This is a genomic window from Acinetobacter thutiue (assembly GCF_030385805.1).
Taxonomy (GTDB): Bacteria; Pseudomonadota; Gammaproteobacteria; order Pseudomonadales; family Moraxellaceae; genus Acinetobacter; species Acinetobacter corruptisaponis.
This window is the reverse complement of sequence record NZ_JAUDZE010000004.1, coordinates 157874-183933: the sequence shown is the minus strand read 5'-3', so window position 1 is coordinate 183933 and position 26060 is coordinate 157874. Positions and strand designations below refer to the sequence as shown.

The 26060-nt window shown below is 44.1% G+C and carries 19 protein-coding genes; 7 read left to right on the top strand and 12 right to left on the bottom strand.

What is annotated here, in order from left to right; all coding sequences use genetic code 11:
- The first annotated feature begins 1 nt into the window (after position 1).
- Positions 2-1132 carry a non-hydrolyzing UDP-N-acetylglucosamine 2-epimerase gene (gene wecB / locus QTA56_RS11135; protein WP_267981020.1) on the top strand — a complete coding sequence of 377 codons (1131 nt, stop codon included), beginning with the start codon at positions 2-4 and terminating at the stop codon, positions 1130-1132.
- A 49-nt stretch (positions 1133-1181) separates the two neighbouring features.
- Here the strand turns inward: wecB and QTA56_RS11130 are convergent, their stop codons facing one another.
- From QTA56_RS11130 to QTA56_RS11090, 9 genes are all read right to left on the bottom strand, one after another.
- Entirely contained in the window at positions 1182-2060 is an 879-nt protein-coding gene (locus QTA56_RS11130; protein ID WP_267981019.1) for an alpha-amylase family protein, read from the bottom strand.
- Complete coding sequence (locus QTA56_RS11125) at positions 2038-3885, bottom strand: hypothetical protein (protein WP_267981018.1); 1848 nt, start codon at positions 3883-3885, stop codon at positions 2038-2040. The genes QTA56_RS11130 and QTA56_RS11125 overlap by 23 nt, the downstream gene beginning before the upstream one ends.
- Positions 3886-5136, bottom strand: a complete 1251-nt coding sequence (locus tag QTA56_RS11120; RefSeq protein WP_267981017.1) for a glycosyltransferase family 2 protein — start codon at positions 5134-5136, stop codon at positions 3886-3888.
- The gene (locus tag QTA56_RS11115; protein WP_267981016.1) at positions 5123-6028 is read right to left on the bottom strand and encodes a hypothetical protein; all 906 of its coding nucleotides are present in this window, start codon (positions 6026-6028) and stop codon (positions 5123-5125) included. Before QTA56_RS11115 ends, QTA56_RS11120 begins: the two co-directional genes overlap by 14 nt.
- Positions 6028-6774: a hypothetical protein gene (locus QTA56_RS11110; RefSeq protein ID WP_267981015.1), complete on the bottom strand. Its 747-nt coding sequence runs from the start codon at positions 6772-6774 to the stop codon at positions 6028-6030. The genes QTA56_RS11115 and QTA56_RS11110 overlap by 1 nt, the downstream gene beginning before the upstream one ends.
- Before the next feature lie 185 nt (positions 6775-6959).
- A complete protein-coding gene (locus QTA56_RS11105) occupies positions 6960-8402 on the bottom strand; it encodes a cryptochrome/photolyase family protein (RefSeq protein WP_267981090.1) in 1443 nt (480 codons plus the stop codon).
- Positions 8403-8524: 122 nt separating this feature from the next.
- Positions 8525-9007, bottom strand: a complete 483-nt coding sequence (locus QTA56_RS11100) for an FKBP-type peptidyl-prolyl cis-trans isomerase (RefSeq protein WP_267981014.1) — start codon at positions 9005-9007, stop codon at positions 8525-8527.
- 125 nt (positions 9008-9132) lie between these two features.
- Positions 9133-10419, bottom strand: a complete 1287-nt coding sequence (locus QTA56_RS11095) for an NAD(P)/FAD-dependent oxidoreductase (protein ID WP_267981013.1) — start codon at positions 10417-10419, stop codon at positions 9133-9135.
- Between the two features lie 93 nt (positions 10420-10512).
- Positions 10513-11835 (bottom strand): D-alanyl-D-alanine carboxypeptidase PBP6B, encoded by a 1323-nt coding sequence (locus QTA56_RS11090; protein ID WP_267981012.1) that lies wholly within the window; start codon positions 11833-11835, stop codon positions 10513-10515.
- Between the two features lie 436 nt (positions 11836-12271).
- On the opposite strand from QTA56_RS11090, the gene QTA56_RS11085 reads away from it, so the two are divergent.
- The gene (locus tag QTA56_RS11085; RefSeq protein WP_267981011.1) at positions 12272-13975 is read left to right on the top strand and encodes a M61 family metallopeptidase; all 1704 of its coding nucleotides are present in this window, start codon (positions 12272-12274) and stop codon (positions 13973-13975) included.
- A gap of 503 nt (positions 13976-14478) precedes the next feature.
- The gene (locus QTA56_RS11080; RefSeq protein WP_267981010.1) at positions 14479-16710 is read left to right on the top strand and encodes an NADP-dependent isocitrate dehydrogenase; all 2232 of its coding nucleotides are present in this window, start codon (positions 14479-14481) and stop codon (positions 16708-16710) included.
- Positions 16711-16825: 115 nt separating this feature from the next.
- Here the strand turns inward: QTA56_RS11080 and QTA56_RS11075 are convergent, their stop codons facing one another.
- A complete protein-coding gene (locus tag QTA56_RS11075; protein ID WP_267981009.1) occupies positions 16826-17629 on the bottom strand; it encodes an rRNA large subunit pseudouridine synthase E in 804 nt (267 codons plus the stop codon).
- Positions 17630-17826: 197 nt separating this feature from the next.
- Here QTA56_RS11075 and icd point away from each other — a divergent pair, with 197 nt between their 5' ends.
- The 3 genes from icd to QTA56_RS11060 all read left to right on the top strand — a co-directional run bounded on the left by icd (position 17827) and on the right by QTA56_RS11060 (position 23003).
- Positions 17827-19083 (top strand): NADP-dependent isocitrate dehydrogenase, encoded by a 1257-nt coding sequence (gene icd, locus QTA56_RS11070; RefSeq protein WP_267981008.1) that lies wholly within the window; start codon positions 17827-17829, stop codon positions 19081-19083.
- Positions 19084-19271: 188 nt separating this feature from the next.
- Complete coding sequence (locus tag QTA56_RS11065; RefSeq protein ID WP_267981007.1) at positions 19272-20090, top strand: PhzF family phenazine biosynthesis protein; 819 nt, start codon at positions 19272-19274, stop codon at positions 20088-20090.
- 144 nt (positions 20091-20234) lie between these two features.
- Entirely contained in the window at positions 20235-23003 is a 2769-nt protein-coding gene (locus tag QTA56_RS11060) for a M16 family metallopeptidase (protein ID WP_267981006.1), read from the top strand.
- 53 nt (positions 23004-23056) lie between these two features.
- On the opposite strand, the gene QTA56_RS11055 is transcribed toward QTA56_RS11060, so the two are convergent.
- Positions 23057-23440: a DUF3144 domain-containing protein gene (locus tag QTA56_RS11055; RefSeq protein WP_267981005.1), complete on the bottom strand. Its 384-nt coding sequence runs from the start codon at positions 23438-23440 to the stop codon at positions 23057-23059.
- A 106-nt stretch (positions 23441-23546) separates the two neighbouring features.
- Between QTA56_RS11055 and QTA56_RS11050 the strand changes: the two genes are divergently transcribed.
- Positions 23547-24179, top strand: a complete 633-nt coding sequence (locus tag QTA56_RS11050) for a hypothetical protein (RefSeq protein WP_267981004.1) — start codon at positions 23547-23549, stop codon at positions 24177-24179.
- Positions 24180-24454: 275 nt separating this feature from the next.
- Here the strand turns inward: QTA56_RS11050 and QTA56_RS11045 are convergent, their stop codons facing one another.
- Positions 24455-25903 carry a CYTH and CHAD domain-containing protein gene (locus tag QTA56_RS11045; protein ID WP_267981003.1) on the bottom strand — a complete coding sequence of 483 codons (1449 nt, stop codon included), beginning with the start codon at positions 25901-25903 and terminating at the stop codon, positions 24455-24457.
- Between the last annotated feature and the right edge of the window lie 157 nt (positions 25904-26060).

The following is a 26060-nucleotide window of genomic DNA, read 5'->3' as shown; positions in this document are numbered from 1 at the left end:
CATGAAAAAACTGATTTCGATTGTCTTTGGTACACGTCCAGAACTGATCAAACTTGCTCCAGTGATTCTATTGGCGCAACAGGATGACCGTTTTAATGTTGAAGTGATTTTTACAGGGCAACACGATGAACTGGTGCGTGACGCGATTGAGTTCTTCAATATCAAAATTGATCAACGTTTAAAAATGATGAATGCTGGACAGAGCCTAAATCAGTTACTCATTCAAGGGTTAGGTCAACTGGAAAATATCTTTACTGATGGTCAGCAGCGTGATGCAATCATCATTCAGGGGGATACCACCACCGTGCTTGCCGCTGGGCTGGTGGCATTTTCCATGAAAATTCCTGTGGCGCATGTCGAGGCGGGGCTGCGTTCTTTTGATCTGGACCACCCATTCCCTGAGGAGGGAAATCGTCAACTGGTTTCCAGAATTACCCGATGGCATTTTGCACCCACAGCACAATCCAGAAAGAACTTGCTGGAAGAACATATCGCTGATGATGCCATTACCGTAACAGGAAATACCGTTGTTGATGCCGTCTATTTAGGGCGGGAACTGATTCAACAGCAAGCGACACAGCACAATTATCTGCAACAGCATGGTTTAGCTTTTCCAGCCAATGCCCGAGTAGTGCTGATTACGGCGCATCGTCGGGAGAATTTTGGTGAGGGCATTCAGAATATCTGTAATGCGGTGGAACATTTGGCGAAAAAATATCCAGATGTTCATTTTGTTTGGCCTGTGCATTTAAATCCAGCGGTGCACGATGTAGTGCAGGCCCAATTTGCCGATCACGCTCAGGTGCATCTGGTGAAACCACTTGATTATCCAAGTTTGCTGGCTGTGATTGACCGTGCCGAGTTTATCCTGACGGACTCTGGTGGTTTGCAGGAAGAAAGCCCATCATTCCATAAACCTGTGTTGATCTTACGTGACACCACTGAGCGACCAGAGGTGGTGCAAGTGGGAGCGGGTATTTTGGTGGGCACAGATCAGGCCAGGATTATTGTAGAATCAGAAAAATTGCTTTCAGATCAGGCTCATTATGCTGCGATGGCAAATGTTGAGAATCCATTTGGTGATGGTCAGGCATCACAACGGATTCTGGATGTGATTGCACAATCCTCATAGGAAAATTAAATATAAGGCCTAGGGGCGAACTGTGTTCGCCTTTATCTATTCAGTGCGGTGAGCCGTAATGCAGGCGATACCACAATGCAACACTGTAAACGTTAAAACGGTTCATATAATGGGGACCATCAAAAATATAAACTTTTTGGCCCTCATAAGCTTTCAACTGCTGGATGATTTCCCAGGGATAGGCTGGGCGAAAGGTCCCTTTTGAGGTTGGGCGAAAGGCTTCCAAAACAATAATGATGTGGTCTTTGCCAAATTCCTGCTGGAGTTGATTCAGTATTTCCCGTGCCTGTTGCGGTGAGCGTGTACCCACGCCCACACCATCCTGAAAAAACACCCCTGTATCTTTGGGCAGCCAGCTTTTAAGCCACATATCTATATGTTCAGGAGTTGTCTCTCCACTATAAATACTGATCCACATTGGTTTAGGCAGGCTTTCAATTGCCTGGGCAAGTCGATGTACACCTAACCATGTGGGGTCGGCCTCAACAGGAAAGTAGTAACCTTTTAGGGGAACGGGCTGGGCCTTGCTGATAATCGATTGCGATTCCTTGCCGAGACGTAACACCTCAGCACGGGCTGTTCTTTCATTATATTCACCCGCCAAACCGAGAATAATATGTTGTGCCCATGCGTTCTGACTGAGCTGTTTCAGGTTGATGTTTCTTTCCCATTTGCTAAAACCTGTGTCATGGTCAAACCATGCCTTTGACTGCACCACTGACCATTGTGGGATAAAAGTCGAAACACCCAGCAGGTGCCAATTGCCTGAGGGTGGGGTGCTGGCCAAGTCAGGTTGCCAGAAAATACCTTCAATCTGGGGAGGCTGCACTTCTGACTGCATCAGGTGCATGCAACCTCCTAAAAACAACAAGGCTGATAATATTATAAGTGTTGTTCTAATCCGCCTTCTTCTGATCATGAGGTCGTTTGCGCCAGTACCAAAGCAAAATTGCCACAATCATGATAGCAGAGATTATAACGATCAGTATAAAGAAAGAAGATTGCTGTACCAGAGGCGCTTTTTGGTTGCCAATAATAATTTTTTGCAGCGTAAAGATCTGCCCATTTTCTGCCACTAGAATTTTACTGACATTATTCGGAATATTCGGTTGAACCTTGTCCCAAAGTCTGGTGAAGTTTTGCGCACCTTCAACCGAATCGGTAATCACATCGAAACGCTGGTTGTGGACATTGACCAGAAAACCACGTGCAGCCGCAGGTGCATAAATAATGTCGGGATGCATGAGAATCTGTTGACGGTAGATATTCGGATTTACCCGAATATTCAGGACTTCTGGTTTTGAATTGTCAAATTTAACCAGATTCAATGGAACAGGGTCATTGGTCATCAGCATCTTTTTAGCAGCCTGACTGATGGCGATCGCCATTTCCAGACTGCCTGGATTGCCGTCAATTGCAATGGTCGGGTGAGTGGCAAAGCTCATGGACAGGGAGGCCACCCCATTCTTGATTTTATGCGGCAGTTTCACCGTCGATTTCTTGGTGTCAATCCATAAAGAACCTTTGGCGGTAGGCAAACACTGGGAGTTGACAATCACCGAGTTTTCCAGCTTCATGCTAAAGGTGGTATTGTCAGAAATGGTTTTGGCAAAGTAGTTAAACTGTCGGTTGACTGGGTCTGATTCCAACTCCGCCGTTTTCAGGCTGCCTGCAAGACCACCATCAATCCAGGTGGTGATATTGGAACCCTCCAGTAAGCCACTTTGAACCCGCAAGGCAATCTGGCCCTGTAAAATATCAGTGGGTTGCCAAACTGCTGGGAAGTTTAGAAACAGGTTCTTGTCCGCCTGATTGAGCCTGAAATCCTCAATACCCAAGTCTGCAAGGGTTTTGATCTGTTTTAGTTTTGCCCAGTTCGGTGCAGCTAGTTTATTAGGAAGAAATGTGGCCGATGTGTCGAGCTGTTTTAGATACTCAGGATTGAGCAGACCATTAATGGCGGAAGCGAGCTTTTCAGGCTGGTCATATTGAATGCGCAGGGTTGGAATTTCATTTTGCGCGCTGATTTCCACCAAGGTGCCGTTTGGCAGTGGTGTGGCGGAACGGCTGATTTCAATAAAGAAGTTGGCTGCCTGATCCGCAGGTGCACTCTGTTCATACCATCGAATTGGTGTTACAGGTGTCCATGCGTTGATCAAACGACCCAGCATGGTGGCCTCAGCCATATTGGCTGAGTTGAACTTGAGCACACCTACAAAAGGCGTTGGGCGTACAATCTGCGGATTAAATAATGCATCGGGCAGGTCTTTTAACTTATAGACAGGTCGATGGCGTAGATAATCCATTTTTGAATTGGTTAAGTAAGTCACCTGATCAACATCCTCACTACAGAATGTTGTACGGTCAGCGGCGGGTGATGTCGGTGGTGAATACTGCTGTAAAATAAAGTCCAGGCGGTGGAAGCCACTTTCGCTGGCGGGGATGTTAAAACTTAACTCGCCCGCACCATTCAGGGTGGTGTTATAGATCAGCTTGTCATCATACTTGACCAGCAAGGTGGTGAAGTGCTCAGTTGAGTATTCACTGCTAAAGCGGATGCTTTGCCACTCCGAACCTTTACCAACATAGAAGAAATGGGGCTCTATCGTATATTTATTGGATGTGTTGATGTTGTCAAAGGTCCATGTGTTCCATGTATCCGCAGAGCTCAACACTGGCAAAGAGAGGGTGGTGCTTGCCAAAAGAATACTGAGGATATGGTGGCGTAAGGTATTTTTCTTCATTTATTTTCTCTCTTTGCTACGTTCAGTTTTGTACCATTGCAGGGAGTTGCCTTGAATCTTATTTTTCAGCATGTCGTACGCCGCTTTAAAAACAATAAACAGGAAGATTTGGGAATAGGTGACATAGGATAAAACCGAGAAGAAATACAACTGGGGTTTGGCCCGTTCCAGTGAAAGCGTGAACCACATTTGCGCCACATATAGGCAGAACGACATTCCCCAAAGCAGGGTAAATGGACCTGCAACGCTAATCCCCGCAATACCAAGCAGACCCAGGGTTAAGGTGATGTGACTCCAGATCAGTGCGGGCACGAACAGGACGTAGCACATAATGTTGTTAAAGATTTCGATACCAATAGGAAATGGTTTCCTCAGTGCAATCGGCAGATACTTGCTGGTGACATAAAAATTGCCCTGAGTCCAGCGTGAACGCTGCTTGATGAACACGCTCAATGAGGGAGGGTCCTGCTGCCAGCCCACCGCATAGGGCACCCACTTAATCCGCTTTTGCCCCAGAAAAATCCTGAAGCTCATTTCAGTGTCATCCACCAGCGATTTTTCGTCAAAACCGCCCAGTGTTTCCAGCGCATCACGCCAAATGACGTAGTTGGTTCCCATCAGGGTGGAAAGCTCAAAACGTTGCCAGCGGCCACCCTGAAAAATCCACTGGAAGAAAATAAACTCAATCGCAATAAAGCGGGTCAGGATGCTGTCCCGCCAGTTCCGTGTCCTGACCTTGCCATTGACTGCAACCAGTTTTTTATCTGCCAGCAGGGTTTGGGCGAGTAGCCGAACGCAATTGGATTCTGGCGTGCTGTCAGCATCATAGACCACAATCAGTTCACCCTTTGCGTGCGGCAAACCATTGTTTAAGGTTCGTGATTTGCCTTTGCCCCCCATACCTTTGGGCACATTGACGATCTTGATGCAGGGATAAATGGCCGCCATGCGTTCGGCAATTTCCAGTGTATTGTCCTTTGAACCATCATTGATCAGCAGCACTTCATAGGCATGTGCGGGATAGTCCTGCTGGGCAATGGCATGTAGGGTGTCTTCAATGACCACGCCCTCGTTATAGGCGGGAATCAGGACACTTAACACAGGCCATTGATCAGGAACAGGCATATTTTCCAGTTCCTTTGCCGCATTTTTTGAGTATTTCCATGCCTGAAAACTAAGCCATGCCCAAAATGCCTGGGGAATCCAGATGCCTAAAAAACCAAATAGGAAAAGAATGTCAATCGCGGGCATTTATTCTTCTCCTACGAATAATGGAAATGATTAGAAGGAAGAGTAAGAACCCACCAAGTAATAATGAAATCCATGAAATGGAACTACCAAAGGTGCTGAGTAAACTTGGATAATGCGCTGAAAAAATATAGTCCAGTGGAATCACCACCGTACTCATGGCAATCAGGAAATAACCAAAGGGATTGGTCTTTACCCGTTCTGGGGTACTTTGATAATCGGTGCCATTTATTCGCCAGGAAATTCCAAGGTGTGGATATTCAATATTGTTTACTGACATATCTATCGGGGGATTAATGATGACCTGATAGCCTGAACTTTGTACCGCATCGGTGGTGGCGCTATAGAAATAGTGTTGGTGGTGCTGAATGGCACGGGCGGGCAGGTCCAGGTCTCCCTCTTCATCACTCTGGACAATATAACTTCCCGCAGGCTGGGAAATCAGGTTTTCATCCCAACCTGTCTGGATGATTGCCGCAAGTGGCCTTAACCCCAGGGCGGTGGAGAAAGTGGCCTTTGCGGCAAAATATTTGGAATGTTTCATCTGGTAGATGGCAACTGGAATGGCACCCTCATTGACCGCTTTTTTAATCCTGAAATAGTCCAATACACTGAAATATTCATTGGGGAGAATCACACCTGGCTTGATGCCTTGGTCGATCAGCAACCTGAAGCTTTCGGAGTTTAACTGGTCAGCAGTGAACACAGGCCACCAGGTGGGTGGCTGTGGAAATAACTGGGCAACCGCCTGCGCAGGCTGGATCTGTGTCGAGGTTTCATCATAACTGCGTTCAATCTTGCAGTGGTAATACTGCTGGTAAAACTGTTGCAGCGTGGTGTCTGGAAAGTTGGAGGTTGCGATGAGCATTCCACAAATATTGACAATCACTGACATCAAGTTACCCCCACAGTTGGAGGTAGAGATTCCTTATGGTGTTCAATCTGTAGCTTGAGTACGCTGAGGGCCTGCAATTCCTGTATAAACTGTGGGGGAGACTGATCACCCGTAGGTTTGGCCTCATGAATCACAATACTTCTGATTTCACTCAACTGTTCATTGATAAAGTGGTAAATCACGTTGTTGTGGTCGGTGGAAAGAATGGCCATGATCTGGTTCTGGGTTTCTTTCCAGACATCCTCACCCAGCATCTCACGGATCAGCAGGGCATTGTTGATGTGGGTGGTGTAAACTGTATAGTGGTCTTTATGCGTGAGCTTTAACAGTTTTCTCAGTTCGACCTGAAAATGGTTGAGCGCCGTAAGCGGTAAAATATCATGCTGGTAATTGCGGTCGTAGCTCTGGATTGCCCGATAGGTTCTCAGCGCATTCTGGATATTATGGCGTATCGCACTCAGGAAGATTGGCGCAATGGGAATAACAAACAAAAGTAGCAACTGCCTTTCAATATAGGTTTGATTGGCCAGATCAAAAGAGAAATAAACAGCCATACCCACAAACGCGACCAAACCCAGAATAAGTGCCATTCCAATATTCAGAAAAGCACCAGAAATCAGCAAAATCAGTAACAATATCCAGCTTCCACGATAGGTTGCTGGCAACCACTCGTATGCAACAATTCCCATGAATACTTGGGCTAAAATAATCCATAAGACGAGTGCTGGTGCAGGGTTCTTTTGCATGGGGCTTATAGTTTTATTAAATCTGTTTTGTGACCAATGTAACATTATTGGATTATGGGTTCGTTAGGTTTTATGTTATTCATTTTTAGAATTTAATTGCATAAACAGTAACATACAGTTTGTTCTGTCTATATTGATATGTTAAGAAATAGAACGGGTCCGTCTCGGCAGTAGCCTTTAAATGATTATAAATATGTCTTAAAGGCCTCAATTGCCCGTGTGCGGCTGGTCTTTAAATCCACGATTGGCATAGGGTAGTCCAGATTCTGAATCATGGCATTGGCATAAGGTTCATGTATGGTTTTTGCATCCAGATCAGTGAGTTCAGGTACCCATTGACGAATGTAGTCGCCGTTCGGGTCAAACTTTAATGATTGGCTGATTGGGTTGAATACCCGAAAATAGGGAACCGCATCAGTGCCTGTGGAGGCACACCATTGCCAGCCACCATTGTTTGCCGCCAAGTCGCCATCAACCAAATGCTGCATAAACCATTGCTCACCTTTACGCCAGTCGATGAGCAGGTTTTTGCTTAAAAACATGGCGCAGATCATCCGCACCCGATTATGCATCCAGCCTGTTGCCAGTAACTGACGCATGCCTGCATCCACAATTGGAATGCCTGTGTTTCCCTGTTGCCACTGTTCCAGCGCAATTGGGTCATCACGCCACGGGATATTCTGTGTTGCGGATTGAAAGGGAAGATGTTTGGAAACCTGTGGAAAATCAAACAGGATATGCTGATAAAACTCACGCCATAACAGCTCATCCAGCCACACCTGCTGGCTTTCAGACTGGATGACAAAATCACCATGTTGTTGCCTAAACAGCGCCTGAATACATTGGCGGATAGAGAGAATGCCAATATTCAGGTAGGCTGAAAGTTGACTGGTGCCAACTTGTGCAGGGAAGTCTCGCGCTTGTTTATAGTTACTCAACCTTTCCCTTACAAACTCATCTAATAAATCTAAGGCGTATGTCTCTCCAACAGGCCAATGATCAATCATGTTTTGCTCAAGCGTTGAGGCATAGGCTTGTTGTAGGGTGGTCAGGTTGGCTGGGTTAAAAAATGAAAAATCCTCTGCAAGCGGTTGCTGAGCGTCAGGCAATGGATAACACTGCGGCAATCCATGTTGTAAACGCTGATAACAGGTTTTCTTGAATGCCCCAAAAACCTGATAAGGCAGGTTGGACTGATTGCGAATGGAACGGATCGGGAATAATGTACGGTCATGAAACAGGAGCAGTTCTTTTTGCTGCTGGTTTAATACTTCCTGTACATCATGGTCACGCTTTAATTCATTTACGCCCAGTTCAATATTGGCATAGACATTGCCGATATTTATGCGCTGGATAAGGTCCGTAAAAAAGTTGGCCACATCTTTCCATAGAGGAATATGCTGGATGATTAATGGGATGTTAAGGGTATCAAGCTGCTGTTTTAATTGTTGTAGCTGGCGGAGATAAAACTCGATCTTGATGGGGGCATCGTCATGTTGTTGCCATTGTTCAGGTGACAGAATCACCAGTGCCATACACTGACCAGCCTGCATTGCATGCCAAAGTGCAGCATGATCATGGATTCTAAGGTCCTGACGAAACCAGATCAGTTGATAGGCATGGGACATAGGCAGAATATCAAGAGAAGAGAGTCCCATTGAAGTTAAGCGATTTTTCTATTTTATAAAAGTATCAGGCAATAAAAAAGCAAAGCCGAAGCTTTGCCTTAATCAATTCATTTAAAAATGAATTAGTGGTGGTGACCACCTGCACCGTGAACGTGGCCGTGATCAAGCTCTTCTTGAGATGCATCACGAATTTCAATGATTTCAACTTCAAAAGTCAGGTCTTGACCAGCAAGTGGGAAGTTTGCGTCAACGATCACATTGTCGCCTTCAATGGCCTTAACAGTTACGATTTGAACGCCATCATCAGTTTGTGCCTGAAACTGCATGCCAGGCTGTATGTTGTCCACGCCCTGGAACATTTGCGCTGGAACTTCTTGAACTAAGTCTGGATTGTATTCGCCATAACCTTCAGCAGCTGGAACATTTACAGTAAATTTCTCACCTACAGTTTTACCTGTAAGTGCATTTTCTAAACCAGGAATGATGTTGCCCGCACCGTGCAAATATGCAAGTGGTTCACCTTGAGATTGATCAAGTGTTTCACCCTCAGCGTTTGTTAAAGTGTAGTGGAATGAAACCACGTGGTTATTTGCAATAGCAGTCATGTTTTGAATCCATGTCATCAATAGTTTTAACTGTATATCATAAAGTGAAAAATAGCTTTTGTTGACTATTTTCCACTTTTTGAAACGATTTAGTTATAAATAGGAGCGAAATTTAAAATTTCAACTCAATAGAGCTTAATTTTTGGACGTACACGACGAGTCAGAAAATCTTTGACGGTGAGTGCCCCAGCCTGGGTGTAGCCATGAATATTGGCCTGATGCAGTCGGTACAGGGAAACATACATGGTTTTGGCAATAAATCCCTGTACGCTGACATCACCAAGCAATTCACCCACCGCCTGATTACGGCTCAATGAAACCAGCGATCCCTTGTCGTTAAAGGTGAACATTGGTTGTGGTGAGCCTGATAAACGGGCCGCCATCGCATCCACCAAGAAAGTTGCCTGCTGGCTAGCAACCTGTGCGCGTGGGCCAAGCGGTGGCTGACGAGCATCCAACTGACAGTTGGCACAGTCACCAAAGGCAAACACGTTTGGATCAGAATAGGTTTGCAGCGTTGCATAAACCATCAGTCGATTGATCTTGTCACGTTTAAAATCGGTTAATGCCTCCAGAACTTTGGGTGCCTTTACGCCTGCCGCCCACACAGTAATATCGGAATGCAACACATCGCCATTGCTAAAGTAGACATTGGAGTCATCAACCTTTTGCACCTTATGCTCGGTCAGAATCTCAATGCCCATTTTCCTGAGTTGCTTGGCACTATGTGCTGCGGTTTTTTCATTCAGTGCAGGCAGGATGCGGTCAGATGCTTCGATCAATGTGATTTTGACCTGTTTCGGATCAATCTTCTTTAAGCCATAACGATAGAAGTTTTTGGTGGTTTCGATCAGTTCAGCCGCCAGTTCCACACCTGTGGCACCCGCACCCACAATACCGATGTTTAGGGCACGTTCAGTGGAATGGTTTTGCGCTTCAATGTAGAGGTGGAATAAATCCTGCTGGAAAATATCCGCCTGTTGGCGACTGTCAAGGAAATGGCAATATTCACGTACACCCTCAGTACCAAAATCATTCGATACCGAACCCACCGCAAGCACCAGGGTATCGTAACTCAGGCTTTGAATCAGTGGCGTGTGTTCTTTGGAAAGCTGGGGAGGTGAGATGGTAATCTGTTTTTGATCCTTGTTGACATCCAGTAGGGTGCCAAGCACGAACTCAAAATGATGCTTTTCCGCGTGGGCAAAGTAATTGGTCTGTTCTTCGTGGGGATTGAGGGAGCCAGCGGCAATTTCGTGGAGCAGGGGTTTCCAGATGTGGGTGAGGTTTTGGTCAACCAGCGTAATTCTGGCTTTCTTTTTCCTGCCAAAACGTTCACCCAGTTGGGTCGCAAGTTCCAAACCACCTGCGCCACCACCCACGATCACGATATGATGTAAGGTTTTGCTCATGATGAGCCTCATTATTTTTGTGAAAGGATGACTGGATTATGCCATCCTTGCATACAAGGCTGTATGGTAAATCTTGAGCAAAATAGTCTGTTTTTAACCTTGATTTAGTGGGTAGAGTTTGGCAGTCTTGGAAGAATCCTGTGTTGAAAATAACGAAAACAGGTTTGCAAACCAGATCATGACTTTTTGAAAAATACTTGCTTCCTCAATCTGTACATCATTTTCAATCTGTAAACTACGGATCAACTGGTTATTTTGGTAGATCGACACGGTTGCCAGATTCATGACCTGGGTTAAAGGTGCAGTCAAATGCTGTTCATTCAACTCAATGTTGATATGGGTATTGGTGGTTTGCAGTGGTTCAACTGTGCTGACCTGCTGGTTTGCATCAACTAGATGGATGCGCTGGGTCAATAAATCAAAACTATTCAGGTCAATTGGCGTTGCCTGATCATATAAGGATGTGGTGACAATAGTCGGTTGCTTGGTTTCGACCTTAAACATTTTTAGGGTGGACTTAATCACAGGCAGTTCAGCAATCAGTCTTTGCTTTGGAATGACTTCCTCATCACGGGTATAGGTATAGGCTAGGTCCATCAGCTTGTGCGCGACTTCGGCGCGTTTAACCGCACTCGGGGTACCTAACACAACCACGATCAAACGACGTTTATCAACGTGTGGATTAAAGGTTGGACGTTCCGCAGTCAAGGCCAGATTATAGCCAGCAGCCTTGGTATAACCTGTTTTTAGACCATCTGAGGTAGGGTCAAGTTTTAATGCAAAATTGGTGGCATGGTGAAAACGCTGGTTATAGCTAAAGCTTGGCATTTTTGAATAATGTAGATATTCAGGTGTTTGCTTGACGATGGCCTTTGCCAGCAAGCCTAGATCTGCCGCAGTTGAATAATGGTCAGTCATGGTGATGCCAGCAGGATTGCTGAAATGGGTATCTTTCATTCCCAAGGCCTGTGCTTCCCGATTCATGCGGGCAACAAACTCAGGCACACTGCCTGAAATCTTTTCCGCAAGGGTGACAGCGGCATCATTGGCAGACATGACGATTAAGCCAGCAAGTAACTGATCAACCGAAATCTGCTCACCCTCTTTCAGGTACATTTGCGATTCATCCCACATGACCATTTTAACCACAGGTGTCGCTGTCAGCACCTCTTCCTTACGCAATTTTCCAACTTCAATTTCCTTGAGGGTAATGTAGGCCACCATCATTTTAGTCAATGAGGCTGGGGCACGTTGTACGTGGCTATTATGTTCAGCAATGACCTGGCCTGACTGGGCATCCATAATTGACCATGCCTGCGCTTCCACCGATTCAGGTGCAATATTCAGTAAATTGGCATGGGTGAGATGGGTACAGATTAAGCTAAACAACGTAAACAGGGAGAGGATAAATTTCACGTAAACACCTTGTGCTGCCGATCCAGTGGCATGGAATGCGAAAAAAGCATGCTATGACTTTTTTGTTGAAGAATCTAGGGGCTGTTGACATTTTATATATGAATTGCGTTGTAGGCTAAAATTTCATCAGACGAGGCGTGAAACGCAGGGAATGGCTATTCCCTTGCCAAGTTTCATAACGAAGTATGAGGGAATTTTAGCCACAACCCTTTGGGACAGGGACATTTTTGTCGCTACTACGTTATGCCTTGTTTATTTAGAATGACTAAATTTCACAAGTCATGCCTTGTATCGCCTAAAAAATGTCCACTGTCGCAACCATAGATAAAGTGACAACAGCCCCCAAACTTTTGCAGACAATTAAGACATCTACGCATGACTTTGTAAAAAAATGCTAAGCTGTGTGAAGTGAGTCTTATTTTTACGATCTAAAGCTATGTTGCACTATCAAATTGAGTTCGACGATTATCGCCAACACCTTATTCATGTGACCTTACGTTTCCTTGCCAATCCCAATCAGGAGCTATGGTTGCCGACCTGGATTCCAGGCAGTTACCTGATCCGTGAGTTCTCAAAACATATTGAATCGGTTCAGGCTTCTGATGAAGCAGGGCGTTTACTCAGCATTAAAAAAACCGAGAAAAACCGCTGGCGTTTGTTCAATAACGACCATGAATTGATTACGGTTGAGTATGATGTCTATGCCTATGATTTATCGGTGCGTGGGGCGTATGTTGATCAAACCCGTTTGTATGTCAATCCTGCCTGTGTCTGTTTAGGTCTGCAAGATCAGGAACAATCACCTTGTGAGGTTGAAATTTTCCTGCCTGATGAACTCAAGCATTTCCAGATTGCCACGGGACTGCCAAGTAAAAGTCTGGTCAAGGGACGCTTCACCTTAAAAGCAGACAATTATGACCAACTGATTGACAGTCCATTTGAGCTGGCTGAACAAAGCCGTTTTAGCTTTGAAGCCAATGGCACTCCGCATGAGTTTGTGATTTCAGGCAAGCACAATACCAATTTGGATCGTTTAAAAACCGATATTGAGAAAATATGCCGTACTGAAATTGATCTGTTTGGTTCAGCACCATTTCAAAACTATACCTTTATGACCATGGCAACGGGCAATAGTTATGGCGGTCTGGAACATTGCAATAGTACCAGCCTGATCACCCCGCGTGATGATTTGCCGAAAGAGAATGAAACACAGGAACCTTCCAAAGACTATCAACGTTTTCTGGGTTTATGTAGCCATGAATATTTCCATTCATGGCTGGTGAAATTTATACGTCCTGAAAATTTTGCCCATTATGATTTGCACAAAGAGGGTTACACCAGCTTACTCTGGATATTTGAAGGTTTTACTTCTTATTATGATGACCTGATTTTGCTGCGTAGTGGGGTGATTTCGCAGAAATCCTATCTGGATTTATTAAAGGCACAGATTGACCGCTATTTGCAGAATCCAGGACGTCTGCTCCAGTCTGTTTCAGAGTCCAGTTTTGATGCATGGATCAAGTTCTATCGTCAGGATGAAAACTCAAACAATGCAGGCACCAGTTACTACAACAAAGGCAGTCTGGTGGCGCTTTGTCTGGACTTGGGGCTGCGTTTGCGTGGTTCAAACCTTGATGTCTTGATGCGTCGTTTATATGAAAATACCCAAAAGGGTATACAGGTCAATGAACGCACCATTTTTGAGTTATGTCATGAGCTGACAGGGGATAACTGGGTTGAGCAAATCAATCACTTGATCAATACCACAGATGAGTTGCCGCTGGATCAGCTTTTGCCTGAGTTTGGTTTAAATTATGTCCTTAAAAATGACAAGGCGCTGCCATTTGGTTTAAAAGTCGTGGATAAGGCTGAGGGTGTGGTGATTCAGCAAGTCCGCCGTGACAGTGCTGCTGCAAAAGCTGGACTGTCTGCCAATGATGTGATCCTTGCGATTGATGGTATTAAAGCATCGGAAAAGGTTCTGGCGAAATATGCAAAACAGCAGGGAACGTTTACGGTTTATGCTTTCCGCCGTGATGAGCTGTTGCGGTTTGAAATTTCGGGTGGAGAAAACGCACTAACCACCATTGAGTTGAAAATTGAAGATCAGAATAAACTTGATCGTTGGTTGAAAGTTTAATCCCCATGAAAAAGGCACTGTGAATCAGTGCTTTTTTTATGATTATTTAAAATGCATATCTGTAGCACCATAGAAATGGTCTGAATACAGGTGTGCTGTTCATCTTGCAAGGTGGCGTATTGCTAAAGTTGAGGGCTTGGCATCTAGATTGTTTTTACCATGACCAAAGTCATATGTTGTTCATTAAACTTTGTTAGTGTCGTACTCATACTAAGGCATTATGTTTATTTGTTTGCGAAATGGTAAATTTAAAGATCTCATTTAAGCTGAAACGGTTTTGTGTTTGAAAAGCCAAAACTTCATGTGAGGTGGCTAAACATAGCTGCAACTTTTATAGAGTTTTGTAGTATTTTTTTTCGAAATGTCGTTATCACTCGATATTGCGTTGACTGAGATGCGATGAGGGCCGATACTCTCAGGGTTTTATTTAAGCACATCGGTTCTCAAAGACTGGGCCAAAAGCTCGGTTCTTCACAACTAACATTTAACACAAGGGGCTATATATGGCTGGTGGAAAGTCAAAAATCATTTACACACTGACTGATGAGGCGCCACTACTGGCGACCTACTCTCTACTGCCGATCATTGAGACCTTTACTAAGCCAGCTGGCATTGAGATCGTTAAAAGCGACATCTCTGTAGCCGCGCGCGTGCTCGCAGAATTTTCGGACTACCTAAGCGACGAGCAGAAAGTGACCAATAACCTTGCGGAGCTTGGACGTCTCACGCAGGATCCAGATACGAACATCATCAAACTTCCAAATATCAGTGCTTCGGTTGCCCAGTTGGTGGCATGCATCAAGGAGCTTCAGTCAAAAGGCTATGCGATTCCTGATTATCCAGAGAATCCAGTGACTGAAGAAGAAAAGGCAATTAAAGACCGCTATGGTAAATGTCTCGGTTCAGCAGTAAATCCAGTATTGCGTGAAGGGAACTCTGACCGTCGTGCGCCTGCTGCGGTAAAGAACTATGCCAGAAAGCATCCGCATTCAATGAGCGAATGGAAACAGTGGTCACAAACCCACGTTTCACACATGGAAGAGGGCGACTTCTATCATGGTGAAAAGTCGATGACACTGGATCATGCACGTAACGTGAAAATGGAATTGATCACCAAAACGGGTGAAACCATTGTCTTGAAGCCAAAAGTGGCGTTGCAGGATGGTGAAATCATCGACTCAATGTTCATGAGTAAAAAAGCGCTGTGTGAATTCTATGAGAAGCAACTGGAAGACTGCCGTGAAGCAGGCATCCTGTTCTCACTGCACGTAAAAGCGACCATGATGAAAGTGTCGCATCCAATCGTGTTTGGTCACTGTGTCAAGATCTACTATAAAGATGCATTTGAAAAACATGGCAAGTTATTTGACGAGTTGGGAATTAACGTCAATAACGGTATGGCAGGCCTTTACGAAAAGATCGCGACCTTGCCAACCTCGCTTCGTGAAGAAATCATTGAGGATTTACATGCATGTCAGGAACATCGTCCGCGCTTGGCAATGGTTGACTCTGCCAAAGGCATTGATAACTTCCATTCTCCAAATGATGTGATTGTGGATGCGTCCATGCCTGCAATGATTCGCGGTGGTGGTAAAATGTGGGGTGCTGACGGCAAGCCTTACGACTGTAAAGCGGTGATGCCAGAATCAACTTTCGCACGTATCTATCAGGAAATGATCAATTTCTGTAAGTGGAACGGTAACTTTGACCCTAAAACCATGGGGACTGTGCCAAACGTGGGATTGATGGCGCAAAAGGCGGAAGAATACGGTTCACACGACAAGACTTTTGAGATTCCAGAAGCGGGCATTGCCAACATCACTGACCTTGATACAGGTGAAGTGTTAATGACCCAGAACGTTGAGCAAGGTGATATCTGGCGTATGTGTCAGGTCAAAGATGCGCCGATTCGTGACTGGGTAAAACTTGCGGTGACACGTGCGCGTAACTCTGGCATGCCAGCGATTTTCTGGCTTGACCCATACCGTCCGCACGAAAATGAACTAATCAAGAAAGTTGAAAAATACCTGAAAGAGCATGATACCGATGGTCTGGATATCCAGATCATGTCTCAGGTGCGTGCAATGCGTTATACGCTGGAGCGTGTGGCGCGTGGTTTAGACACGATTTCCGTAACAGGTAACATCCTGCGTGATTACCTGACTGACCTGTTCCCAATTATGGAACTGGGTACTTCTGCCAAGATGTTGTCTATCGTTCCGTTAATGGCTGGCGGCGGTATGTACGAAACAGGTGCGGGTGGTTCAGCACCAAAACACGTTCAGCAGTTGGTGGAAGAAAACCATTTACGCTGGGATTCACTGGGTGAGTTCCTTGCGCTGGCTGTTTCTCTGGAAGAGCTTGGTATTAAAGAAGATAATGCGCGTGCAAAATTGCTTGCCAAGACTTTAGATCAGGCAACAGGCAAGTTACTGGATAATGACAAGTCTCCATCACGTCGTACTGGTGAGCTGGATAACCGTGGCAGCCATTTCTATTTGGCGTTGTACTGGGCTGAGGCGCTTGCTGCACAGGATGAAGATGCTGAGTTAAAGGCGCAGTTCACACCACTTGCGAAAGCACTGGCTGAGAATGAACAGAAGATTGTGAATGAATTCTCTCAAGTGCAGGGCAAAGCGGCTGACATTGGCGGCTACTATGCTGCTGATCCAGCAAAAGTGAATGCGGTGATGCGTCCAAGTGAAACATTCAATGCAGCGCTTGCAACTGTTTAAAAATCTAAAATACTTACTTTGAGTTGGTATTGATAAAAAGCTAGTGCCTTGGTACTAGCTTTTTTTATGGGGCTTTGAAGTGGGCTTTAATGACTAACCTAAGAAATATTAAATCTTAACGGCCATTACGATTACGGCCACGAGGCGCTTTGGTATTTGGACGTGTTGTACCATTGGTCTTGCGACGCGGTTTTTCACTTTCATCCATTTGCCAGATACGTTTAGTCCCTGACTTTTTCTTGTCACCATCTTTTTTATCAATTTCTTTCTTTTTATGCTGCATTGGCTTGCCGCCAGTACCACCTGGTTTTTTTACATAGGAACGAGAACGGTAAGGCTTATCTTCAGGCAGGTCTTTAAAATCTGGATAAAGCAGCGGTTCAATATCTGTTTGTTCACCTGGCTGCAAACCCAGACGCACTAAATCAATGGCACCAATTTTGGTACGAATCAGGCGTAAAGTTGGAAAGCCAACCGCCGCTGTCATACGGCGTACCTGACGGTTACGCCCTTCACAAATCTGCAATTCAATCCAGCTGGTCGGAATATTGGCACGGTAGCGTACAGGTGGATCACGATCCCATAACCATTCTGGTTGATCCACCTTAATTGCCTTGGCAGGCAGGGTCATGCCATCTGCCAGTTCCACACCTTTACGAAGCTGTTCAAGCGCTTCCTCAGTGACATCACCATCCACCTGAGCCAGATAAGTCTTGTATTTCTTGTTCGCTGGATTGGTGATGTACTGGTTTAACCCGCCATGATCTGTCAGGAACATGAGTCCTTCAGAATCAAGGTCAAGGCGACCTGCAAGACGCAAATCAGGATCGTGGATAAAATGGGAAAGCGTGAGATGGGCTTCATCCTCACGGAACTGTGACAGCACGTCAAAAGGTTTGTTAAATACGACAATTTTCATATAAAAATACTACTTTAAGAGTATGGGGTATTTGGTAAATGTATGCTTTTATTTTACTGAGAAATGTTATTATTTCTCATATAAATCTAAAAAGATACAAGATTGAATTACACTGAATCAGGAAGTAAAAAATCAAAGTATGCCATAAAAAACAAGGTATACATTAATCGCCAGCTACATGAGGGAGAACCTGTACAATGGGTTATCAGAAGATCGTGGTTCCTGCAGATGGTGACAAAATCACAGTTAATACAGACCTGTCACTGAATGTTCCAAATCATCCTATCATTCCTTTCATTGAAGGTGATGGTATTGGTGTGGATATTACACCAGCAATGAAGGCAGTTGTAGATGCTGCTGTTCAAAAAGCTTACGGTGGCAAACGTTCGATCGAATGGATGGAAGTTTATTGCGGCGAAAAAGCCGACAGGATTTATGGCACTTATATGCCAGAAGAAACTTTTGAAGCTTTGCGTGAGTTTATTGTTTCAATTAAAGGTCCCTTAACCACACCAGTTGGTGGTGGTATCCGTTCCCTGAATGTCGCGCTGCGTCAGGAATTGGACCTATATGTATGTGTGCGTCCAGTGCGCTGGTTTGAGGGTGTGCCATCACCCGTGCAACATCCTGAGTTGACGGATATGGTGATTTTCCGTGAGAACTCGGAAGACATCTATGCTGGGATTGAGTGGAAAGCCGATTCTCCAGAAGCAAAGAAAGTCATTAAGTTCCTGAAAGAAGAAATGGGTGTTACCAAAATCCGTTTCCCTGAGGGCTGTGGCATCGGGATCAAGCCTGTATCCAAAGAAGGTACCCAGCGTTTGGTACGGAAAGCCATTCAATTCGCGATTGATAATGACAAACCCTCTGTGACACTGGTTCACAAAGGAAATATCATGAAATATACCGAAGGGGCGTTCAAGGAGTGGGGCTATGAGCTTGCAGTGGAGCGTTTTGGTGGTCAGCTAATTGATGGTGGGCCGTGGGTAAAAATCAAGAATCCGAAAACGGGTAAGGACATTGTGATCAAGGATGTGATTGCCGATGCATTCCTGCAACAAATCCTGATGCGCCCAGCAGACTACTCTGTCATTGCCACATTGAACCTCAATGGTGACTATATTTCCGATGCACTTGCGGCAGAGGTCGGTGGTATTGGGATTGCGCCAGGTGCAAACATTGGTGGGGCAATTGCGGTGTATGAAGCCACTCATGGTACAGCACCGAAATATGCGGGACAGGATAAGGTTAACCCAGGTTCAATCATCCTTTCTGCTGAAATGATGCTGCGTGACATGGGCTGGACAGAGGCTGCTGACTTGATCATCAAGGGTGTGTCAGGGGCGATTGAGGCGAAAACTGTTACCTATGACTTTGAGCGTTTAATGCCAGGTGCGACCTTGTTGCGCTGTTCTGAATTTGGTCAGGCAATCATTGAGCATATGGGCGAATAAGTTTTTATTTGTCCTATAAGAGTGGTTTCGACCACTCTTTTTTATTCATGCTTTTATCAAGCTATTGAACTTTCAATTTCTGTCAAATGTACAGAGCTGGTCGTGTATCGTAAATTTAAAAAAATCTGTATCTATCATTTATAGACCATGTGTTCAAAATAAATTAAAAATCTTGAGAGTGCTGTGCAATGAAAATGTATCAGGTGGATGCGTTTACCAAACAACTATTTAAGGGCAATCCTGCGGCGGTGATTGTCACCGAGCAATGGCTGGATGACATCCTGATGCAGAATATTGCGCTGGAAAACAATCTATCCGAGACTGCATTTGTCAAAAAGGTGGATAAGACCAATTATGAAATCCGCTGGTTTACCCCAACGGCTGAGGTTGATTTTTGTGGCCATGCCACCTTGGCCAGTGCCTTTGTGTTGTTTAAGGATTTTACTGCTGAGAAAACCATTCAGTTTCATGTACGTAAGCTGGGAATTTTTGTGGTCAGTCAGGAAGATGATGGCAAAATTAAAATGAATTTTCCAATTCGTAGGGCTGAACTGGTGTCAGACTATCCGCAGGAACTTCGTGAGGGTCTGAGCAAGCCATTTAAGGCCGTCTATCTCAATGCCCAGGCCTATATTGTTGAGTATGAGTCGGTACAGGATGTATTGGATGAGCAGCCAGATTTTGAGAAATTAAAACAGTTAGGCAGATTACGTGCCGCCATTACCGCATCTCAACCTGATGTTGCCATAACTGCCAGAGGTGAGGGGAAGTTTGACTGTGTTTCGCGTTATTTTGCCCCAGCAGTTGGTATCGCCGAAGATCCTGTAACGGGTTCAATTCATACCGCAATTGCACCGCTTTGGGCGGAAAAACTGGATAAAAAACGGCTGATAGCTTATCAGGCCTCCACTCGAGGTGGGATTCTGGAATGTGTCATTGAGTCGGAACAGCGTATTGAAATCTCAGGCTATGCGAAACTATACATGCAGGCCGAACTGATGATCTGATTTGTAACTAAATCTCTATAAAAACAAAGAAAAAAGCTGTTTAAATCAGCAGCTTTTTTCAAAACATCACTATTAAAAATGCGAATCGTTCTCTACTATAGCTTATTGTTTTTATTTAAATCACCAAAAATACTTGGATAATCTATGTTAATGCGGTTTAAGCAGCTTACCCTTTCTCTTTGTTTAATCGGGTTAAGTGCAACTTCCTGGTCTCAGACAGTACTGGTCAAAACTGAAAAAAATATTGAAGAGTATAAATTAGATAATGGTTTCAGAGTTATTCTTGCACCAAACGATAAAGAAAACAAGGTTTACGTCAACACAATCTACCTGACAGGTTCATTGAATGATCCAAAAGGCAAGGGTGGTCTGGCTCATTTACTGGAACATCTGGCTTTTAAAGGCACACAAAATGTCAAGGGTGAAGAGTTTCAACGCCGTTTAGACCAATATACCCTGATGACCAATGCCAGTACTGACTATTACTCCACCAAGTATCTGAATATTGTCCGTCCAGAAAAAACCGCCTTAAATGAAATCCTGTACCTCGAATCTGAGCGTATGGACAAGTTGGTGTTGCAGGAGAAATTTGTACCGTCTGAAATCGAGATCGTGAAACGTGAACGCGAAATCCGTATGGATCAGCCTTTTGCGGTTTTAATGGATCAGATGTTTAAAGCGGCATACGGTAATCAATATTTGGGGCGTTTGCCGATTGGAGATTTGCCAGAATTAAAATCCATTAACATGAACGAACTCAACCAATTCTATAAAACATGGTATGCACCAAATAATGCCATCATGGTTATTTCAGGTAAATTTGATAAAACGGAAGTACTGAATAAAATTGATCAATATTTTAGCCCCATTCCAGCACGGGCTGTGCCTGCACCTGTAAAAGTGCCTGTACTGGATTCCAGTAAGATTGAGCAGCGTCAGTTTACTGTGCAAAAGGGTAGTGACCTGGCCAAATTCCATGTCTATATGAATGGGCAGAATGCACAGCTACAGTCTGCCTTGTCGATGGCGCCCGCACTCTATACCATGCAGCCGAGTGGTACCCTATATAAGAGTATGGTGGAAACAGGTATTAGCACCGCTGTGCAATCCACAACATGGCTAGATCAGGATTTTAATCTGGTGTTTATGGGGGCGATTTATGCGCCGAATCATGATGCCAAAAAAGTCGATGAAGCCTTAACGACAGGTGTGGAAAATAGCCAGCCATTTACCGATGCAGAGTTGCAGCGGGTCAAGAACATGACCAAGAATGCCGCTGATACTATTGCCAAGGATGCGACAGCTTTAGGTTCACGCCTGAGTGATTATGCTGTGGCTTCACATGGACAGTGGGATCAGTATTTTAAAGATTTACAGGCCATTCAGGACTTAAAGTTGAATGATGCCAACCAGATCTTGAAGCAGTTTTTAGTTTCATCACACCGTATTTCTGGAGACATCTTGCCAACACCTGAAGACCAGAAAAAGGCAATGGCTCAAAATACTCAGGAAAAACCTAAAACGCTGGACCAGAGTGCTGAGAAAGCTGAACCATTGAAAGATGCCAGCGTTTATAAGCAGGAAGTCACCCAGTTTGTCACTCAATCTGCCCAGCAGTTGCAAAAGAATGAGCAAAAGATTCAACGTGGTGAATTTAAAAACGGTATTCGCTATGCCTTATTCCCAATACCAACACGCGATGACAAAACTTATGCCACCATCAGTCTGGACTTTGGCGATGAAAAAACCTTATTTGGCAAGGGTGTCACTTTAGACCTGACCAGCTACCTGATGCTGCGTGGTTCAGAAAAGCATAGCTTGCAGGAAATTACCGATAGAGCAATTGCGGCAAGTGGTGGAGCTTCTGTCACGTCAAATGGCAATGGTTTGACCATTAACATCAATGCCAAAAAAGACCAGTTTGAAGATTTCCTCAACTTTATTATTGAGGTGGTTAAGCAACCTAAATTTGCCCAGTCTGAATTTGATCTGGCGAAAAACCAAAGCTTGTCGGTACTGGATCGCCCGTATACCGAGCCTGCCACTGTTGCATCCATGACCTTGGCAAGATTGCTGGAAACCTACCAGCCTGGTGATATGCGTTATCACTTTGAGCCTGATCTGGTCAAGAAACAGTTAAATGATGCGACTCAAGCGCAAATTAAACAGTTCTATAACCAATTCTTCGTGACCAACCATGCCCAAATTGCGGTAACAGGGGATTTTGATCCGAAAAAGATGCAGCAAATGTTGCAGAAAGCGTTTGGTTCGTGGAAAACCAAACAGGCTTATCAAAAGATCACTTCACCTTATGTCGCTTTTAAAGCGCAGAAAGTACATGCCCTGTCAGAACAGCGAGAGTTTGGAAGTTACCAAAGTGTTCTTACCATGCCTGTTGGTGCTTACCATCCAGATGCACCAGCATTGATTATTCTCAGTCATATTATGGGGAACTCGCAGCTTTCCTCACGTTTGGCACAGGAACTACGTGAAAAGAATGCGCTGGTCTATGGTTTTGGCAGTAATCTGGACTTGGATTCAGATACAGAAAGTGGCTCAATCAGTATTACAGCGAACTATACCGCTGGACGTTCTGATCAGGTATCCCAGTCTGTGCATAAGGTTTTGACAGACTTGTTGAGTAAAGGTGTAACTGAACAGGAACTGGAAGCAGCCAAAGCCGATATTATGAAAAAACGTGTCACTTCCTTGGAAGATGAGCGCAAGATTCATGGCATGTTAACCGCACAGTTGGAACGTAATAAAACCCTACTGGATCGTGAAAAGCGTGATCAGGAGATTGCCAAGCTGAGCAAGGCTGATGTAGATGCCGTGATCAGGAAATATATAAAGCTGGATCAGTTTGTTGAGGTGATGGCGGATCAGTATGGGCAGGCTCAGGCTAGAAAATAAATGATCAAAAGTAAAGCCACCAATCGGTGGCTTTACTATTTATATGGAGATCATTAATGATCATGTTTATGTGCATGGAAATCTTCATTCTTACGGAAACGTAAATAGTTTTCAAACTGGTCACAATATTCATCAAAGTTGTCTTCAAGCATCATCTGGAACTGCTGCAAGATATAAGACATCACCTGTTCTTTAGCATCACGCATTTCATTGCCATCTTTAAAATTATTGGCTGCCACCCAGGTATTAAAGCGGGCTGTTCCAAATAACATGGCTGCACTGACTTGCCCCCGTAACTCGGCTGGATCAGTTTTTTGTCCTTTTGGCGGGCGGCAAAATTCATTGGCCTGTTTGATAAATTCATCGGCACGCTCAAAAAATATTGCATTTAAAGCGTCTTCTTCCGTCACATCAGTGGCGTTAATTTTTTGAGACATGATTATTTCCAGCGACAAATTAAGACACACTATTATAGACAAAGCCTTGCTGAAACTAAACCTTTGCCTTAATCTAAAATAGCCTAAGCAAAACAGAATAACCAAAATGTCAGATGCAATTGCGATGCAAAGCTTAAAAACCGATATTGCCTTACTGCGCCAACATATTCATCCTCCGCAATATTTACAGCATGTAGAAGGCTTGCCGATTTATTATGGCCTGAAACATGAAGTGGATGAATACTATCGACAATGGCAGCCTTTGATCGAGCGGGCACAGCAGCTTTGCCAGCCATTTATGCAGGATGAAGTGGTGGATGCGATTCATTTACCCAGTCATTTAAATTTGCCGTTATTTTTCTTTCATGTTGACCGTATCCGCATCAATAAAACCCGTGCCAAAGAATCTAAAACTTTTCGCGGGGTGGCGGCACTGGTGGAAAAATGTGGGCAGTTCGAAACCGATCAGATTTTTGCTATGCAAGAATGGTTAGAAAGTGATGATACGGCTGCTTTGGTCGCACATCGAGAATTTATTGATTTACGGACCTATGTGTTCCAGCATGGGCAGAGTGAATATACCCGAACCCGTTTCTATATGAATGGCATGATTTTAAGTGTTGAGCCACATTTTCAACTGGTGGATGCACGGGATAAACCCCGTAAACAGCGTAATGATAGTTATAGTGATCCGATTGCGGATAATGGTATTTGGAAAATTTTTGGAAAGTATCGCTGAGAATAGTCTAAGTTTAGTAAATATCTTTTTAAGAGTAGGGTATTAGTTTTGATAAATAACTGCACAGCCACTAACATTATGTAAAGTTTAAATGTTTTCGCATAGGCGATTTCCTACTTTGTTTTCGGACAAAGTAGATAAAACCATTTGTTTGGCTGATGATACTTCCTTGTATCACAGCCAAACAGGCGGCATCCATGCCACCCACCACGATAGTAAATGCTGGTTTTAGTTTGTTGTACTTGCTGCTTGGATTAGCTATATAAAAGAAACAATTACGCCCAAAAAATATCTTTATGAGAAAGCACCTGTAGCTTTTTATTTGCTTTTTTTGCTACATGCGGCTGCTGAGCTTTGACCCAACCCAATGCAAACAAGAACTGAGCTTGTTCTGCTGCTTGTTGCTGGAAAATCTGCTCAGCCACAAATAGGTCATTATAAAAACCTAAATATTCCTGAATCGGTTGCAATTTATTCAGAAATTGCTGAACCTGCTTTTCAGGATAAAGCCCAGCAGTAAAGTCAATACAGTAACGTAACTGCTTAACTCGCTTACGGGTACGATGTTGCTGTTCTATGGAAAGTTCAGGGAATTGGGCGGCATCTTTTAAAATCTTGTGATAGAGCTTGCTTAAGCTTTTAGCGACCTGTTTGGACAATTTGGTCTTTGCTTCATTTTCACTGTAAATAAAGCTAAGGAGAGATAAAAATAATTGTGTGGTTTGAGTATTGCTTAAACGTGTGGCAATTTCAGGATCGCTACTGGAGCTTAATGCAAAATCAAAATCACAGACTTCCTTGATCAATGGAATGACGGAATCCTGAATGGCATCATGATCACGTGATTGACCCAATGCCCTAAAAATATCAGCTAACTCACTTTCCCAAGCAGGATTGATATGTTGTGACCAATTGGAAAAATGTTTTAATGCTGAACGTAAACGACGCAAACCCACCCGTGCCTGATGAATATGATCTGCCTCAGCCACGCCACCAGCAATGGCAGCCGCATTGGGTAGAATATGGTTTAAGCCATTTTCAATCACCAATTTCAGTGCCTGTTCAGCCGATAGATTCGGATCTAATTTAAGTGATTTTGCTTTGGTGGCAGGAGAGGATTTTTTCTCCATAGCCAATAAATTGCCACGTTCTGCCTTACTACGCACATCCAGCCATAATTGATATTTTCCTACCCATGTTTGAGCAAATTCAATTAAATCCTGAGCAGAACCTTGCTTGAGTTCAAACTCAACTTCACAGATTTTCGCCTGATCTTTGCCTGTACGAATTTCACCATCATCCAGACACGCTTCAATCTGTGAATTGTTAAATTCAAATAAGTGATAAGTACGTTGCACATCAGTTTGAAACTGCAATTGTAAATTAGCAGGTGCATCACCCAGAATGTCTTGCAACACACTCTGAACGGTCTGGTTATGCTGATAAAGCGACAAATCAAGTTCAGGTTCCTGTTCACATTTGCCCAATACAACATCTTCTTCTATCCGTTGTAAATGATTTTTACTGGCTGCCTTAAAGGTCTGTACCCAGCCATCTCCCTCCTGACGCAAGCGAATCGCCACATAATTTTTGGCGAGTAAGCGATCAGGCGTATCGTAATATTTGGCCTGTAAATGAATTTTTTGTGCCTTATGCTTATTTAATATTTGTAAGACACTTTTTTTCTTGGATGCAGGAAGTTGAAATTTAAGCTCGATTTCCATGACCTGATGGCTCCTGACCATTTAAAATAATGAATTGAAATGAGTATAGCCTGTTGATCACACAAATGATTGTTAAAGTTTTTTGAAGAGAAAGTATGTTGCAATACAATAACTTTATTTTGTTCAAGAAATGCAGTAACGTGTGAAGAGTTTTTGC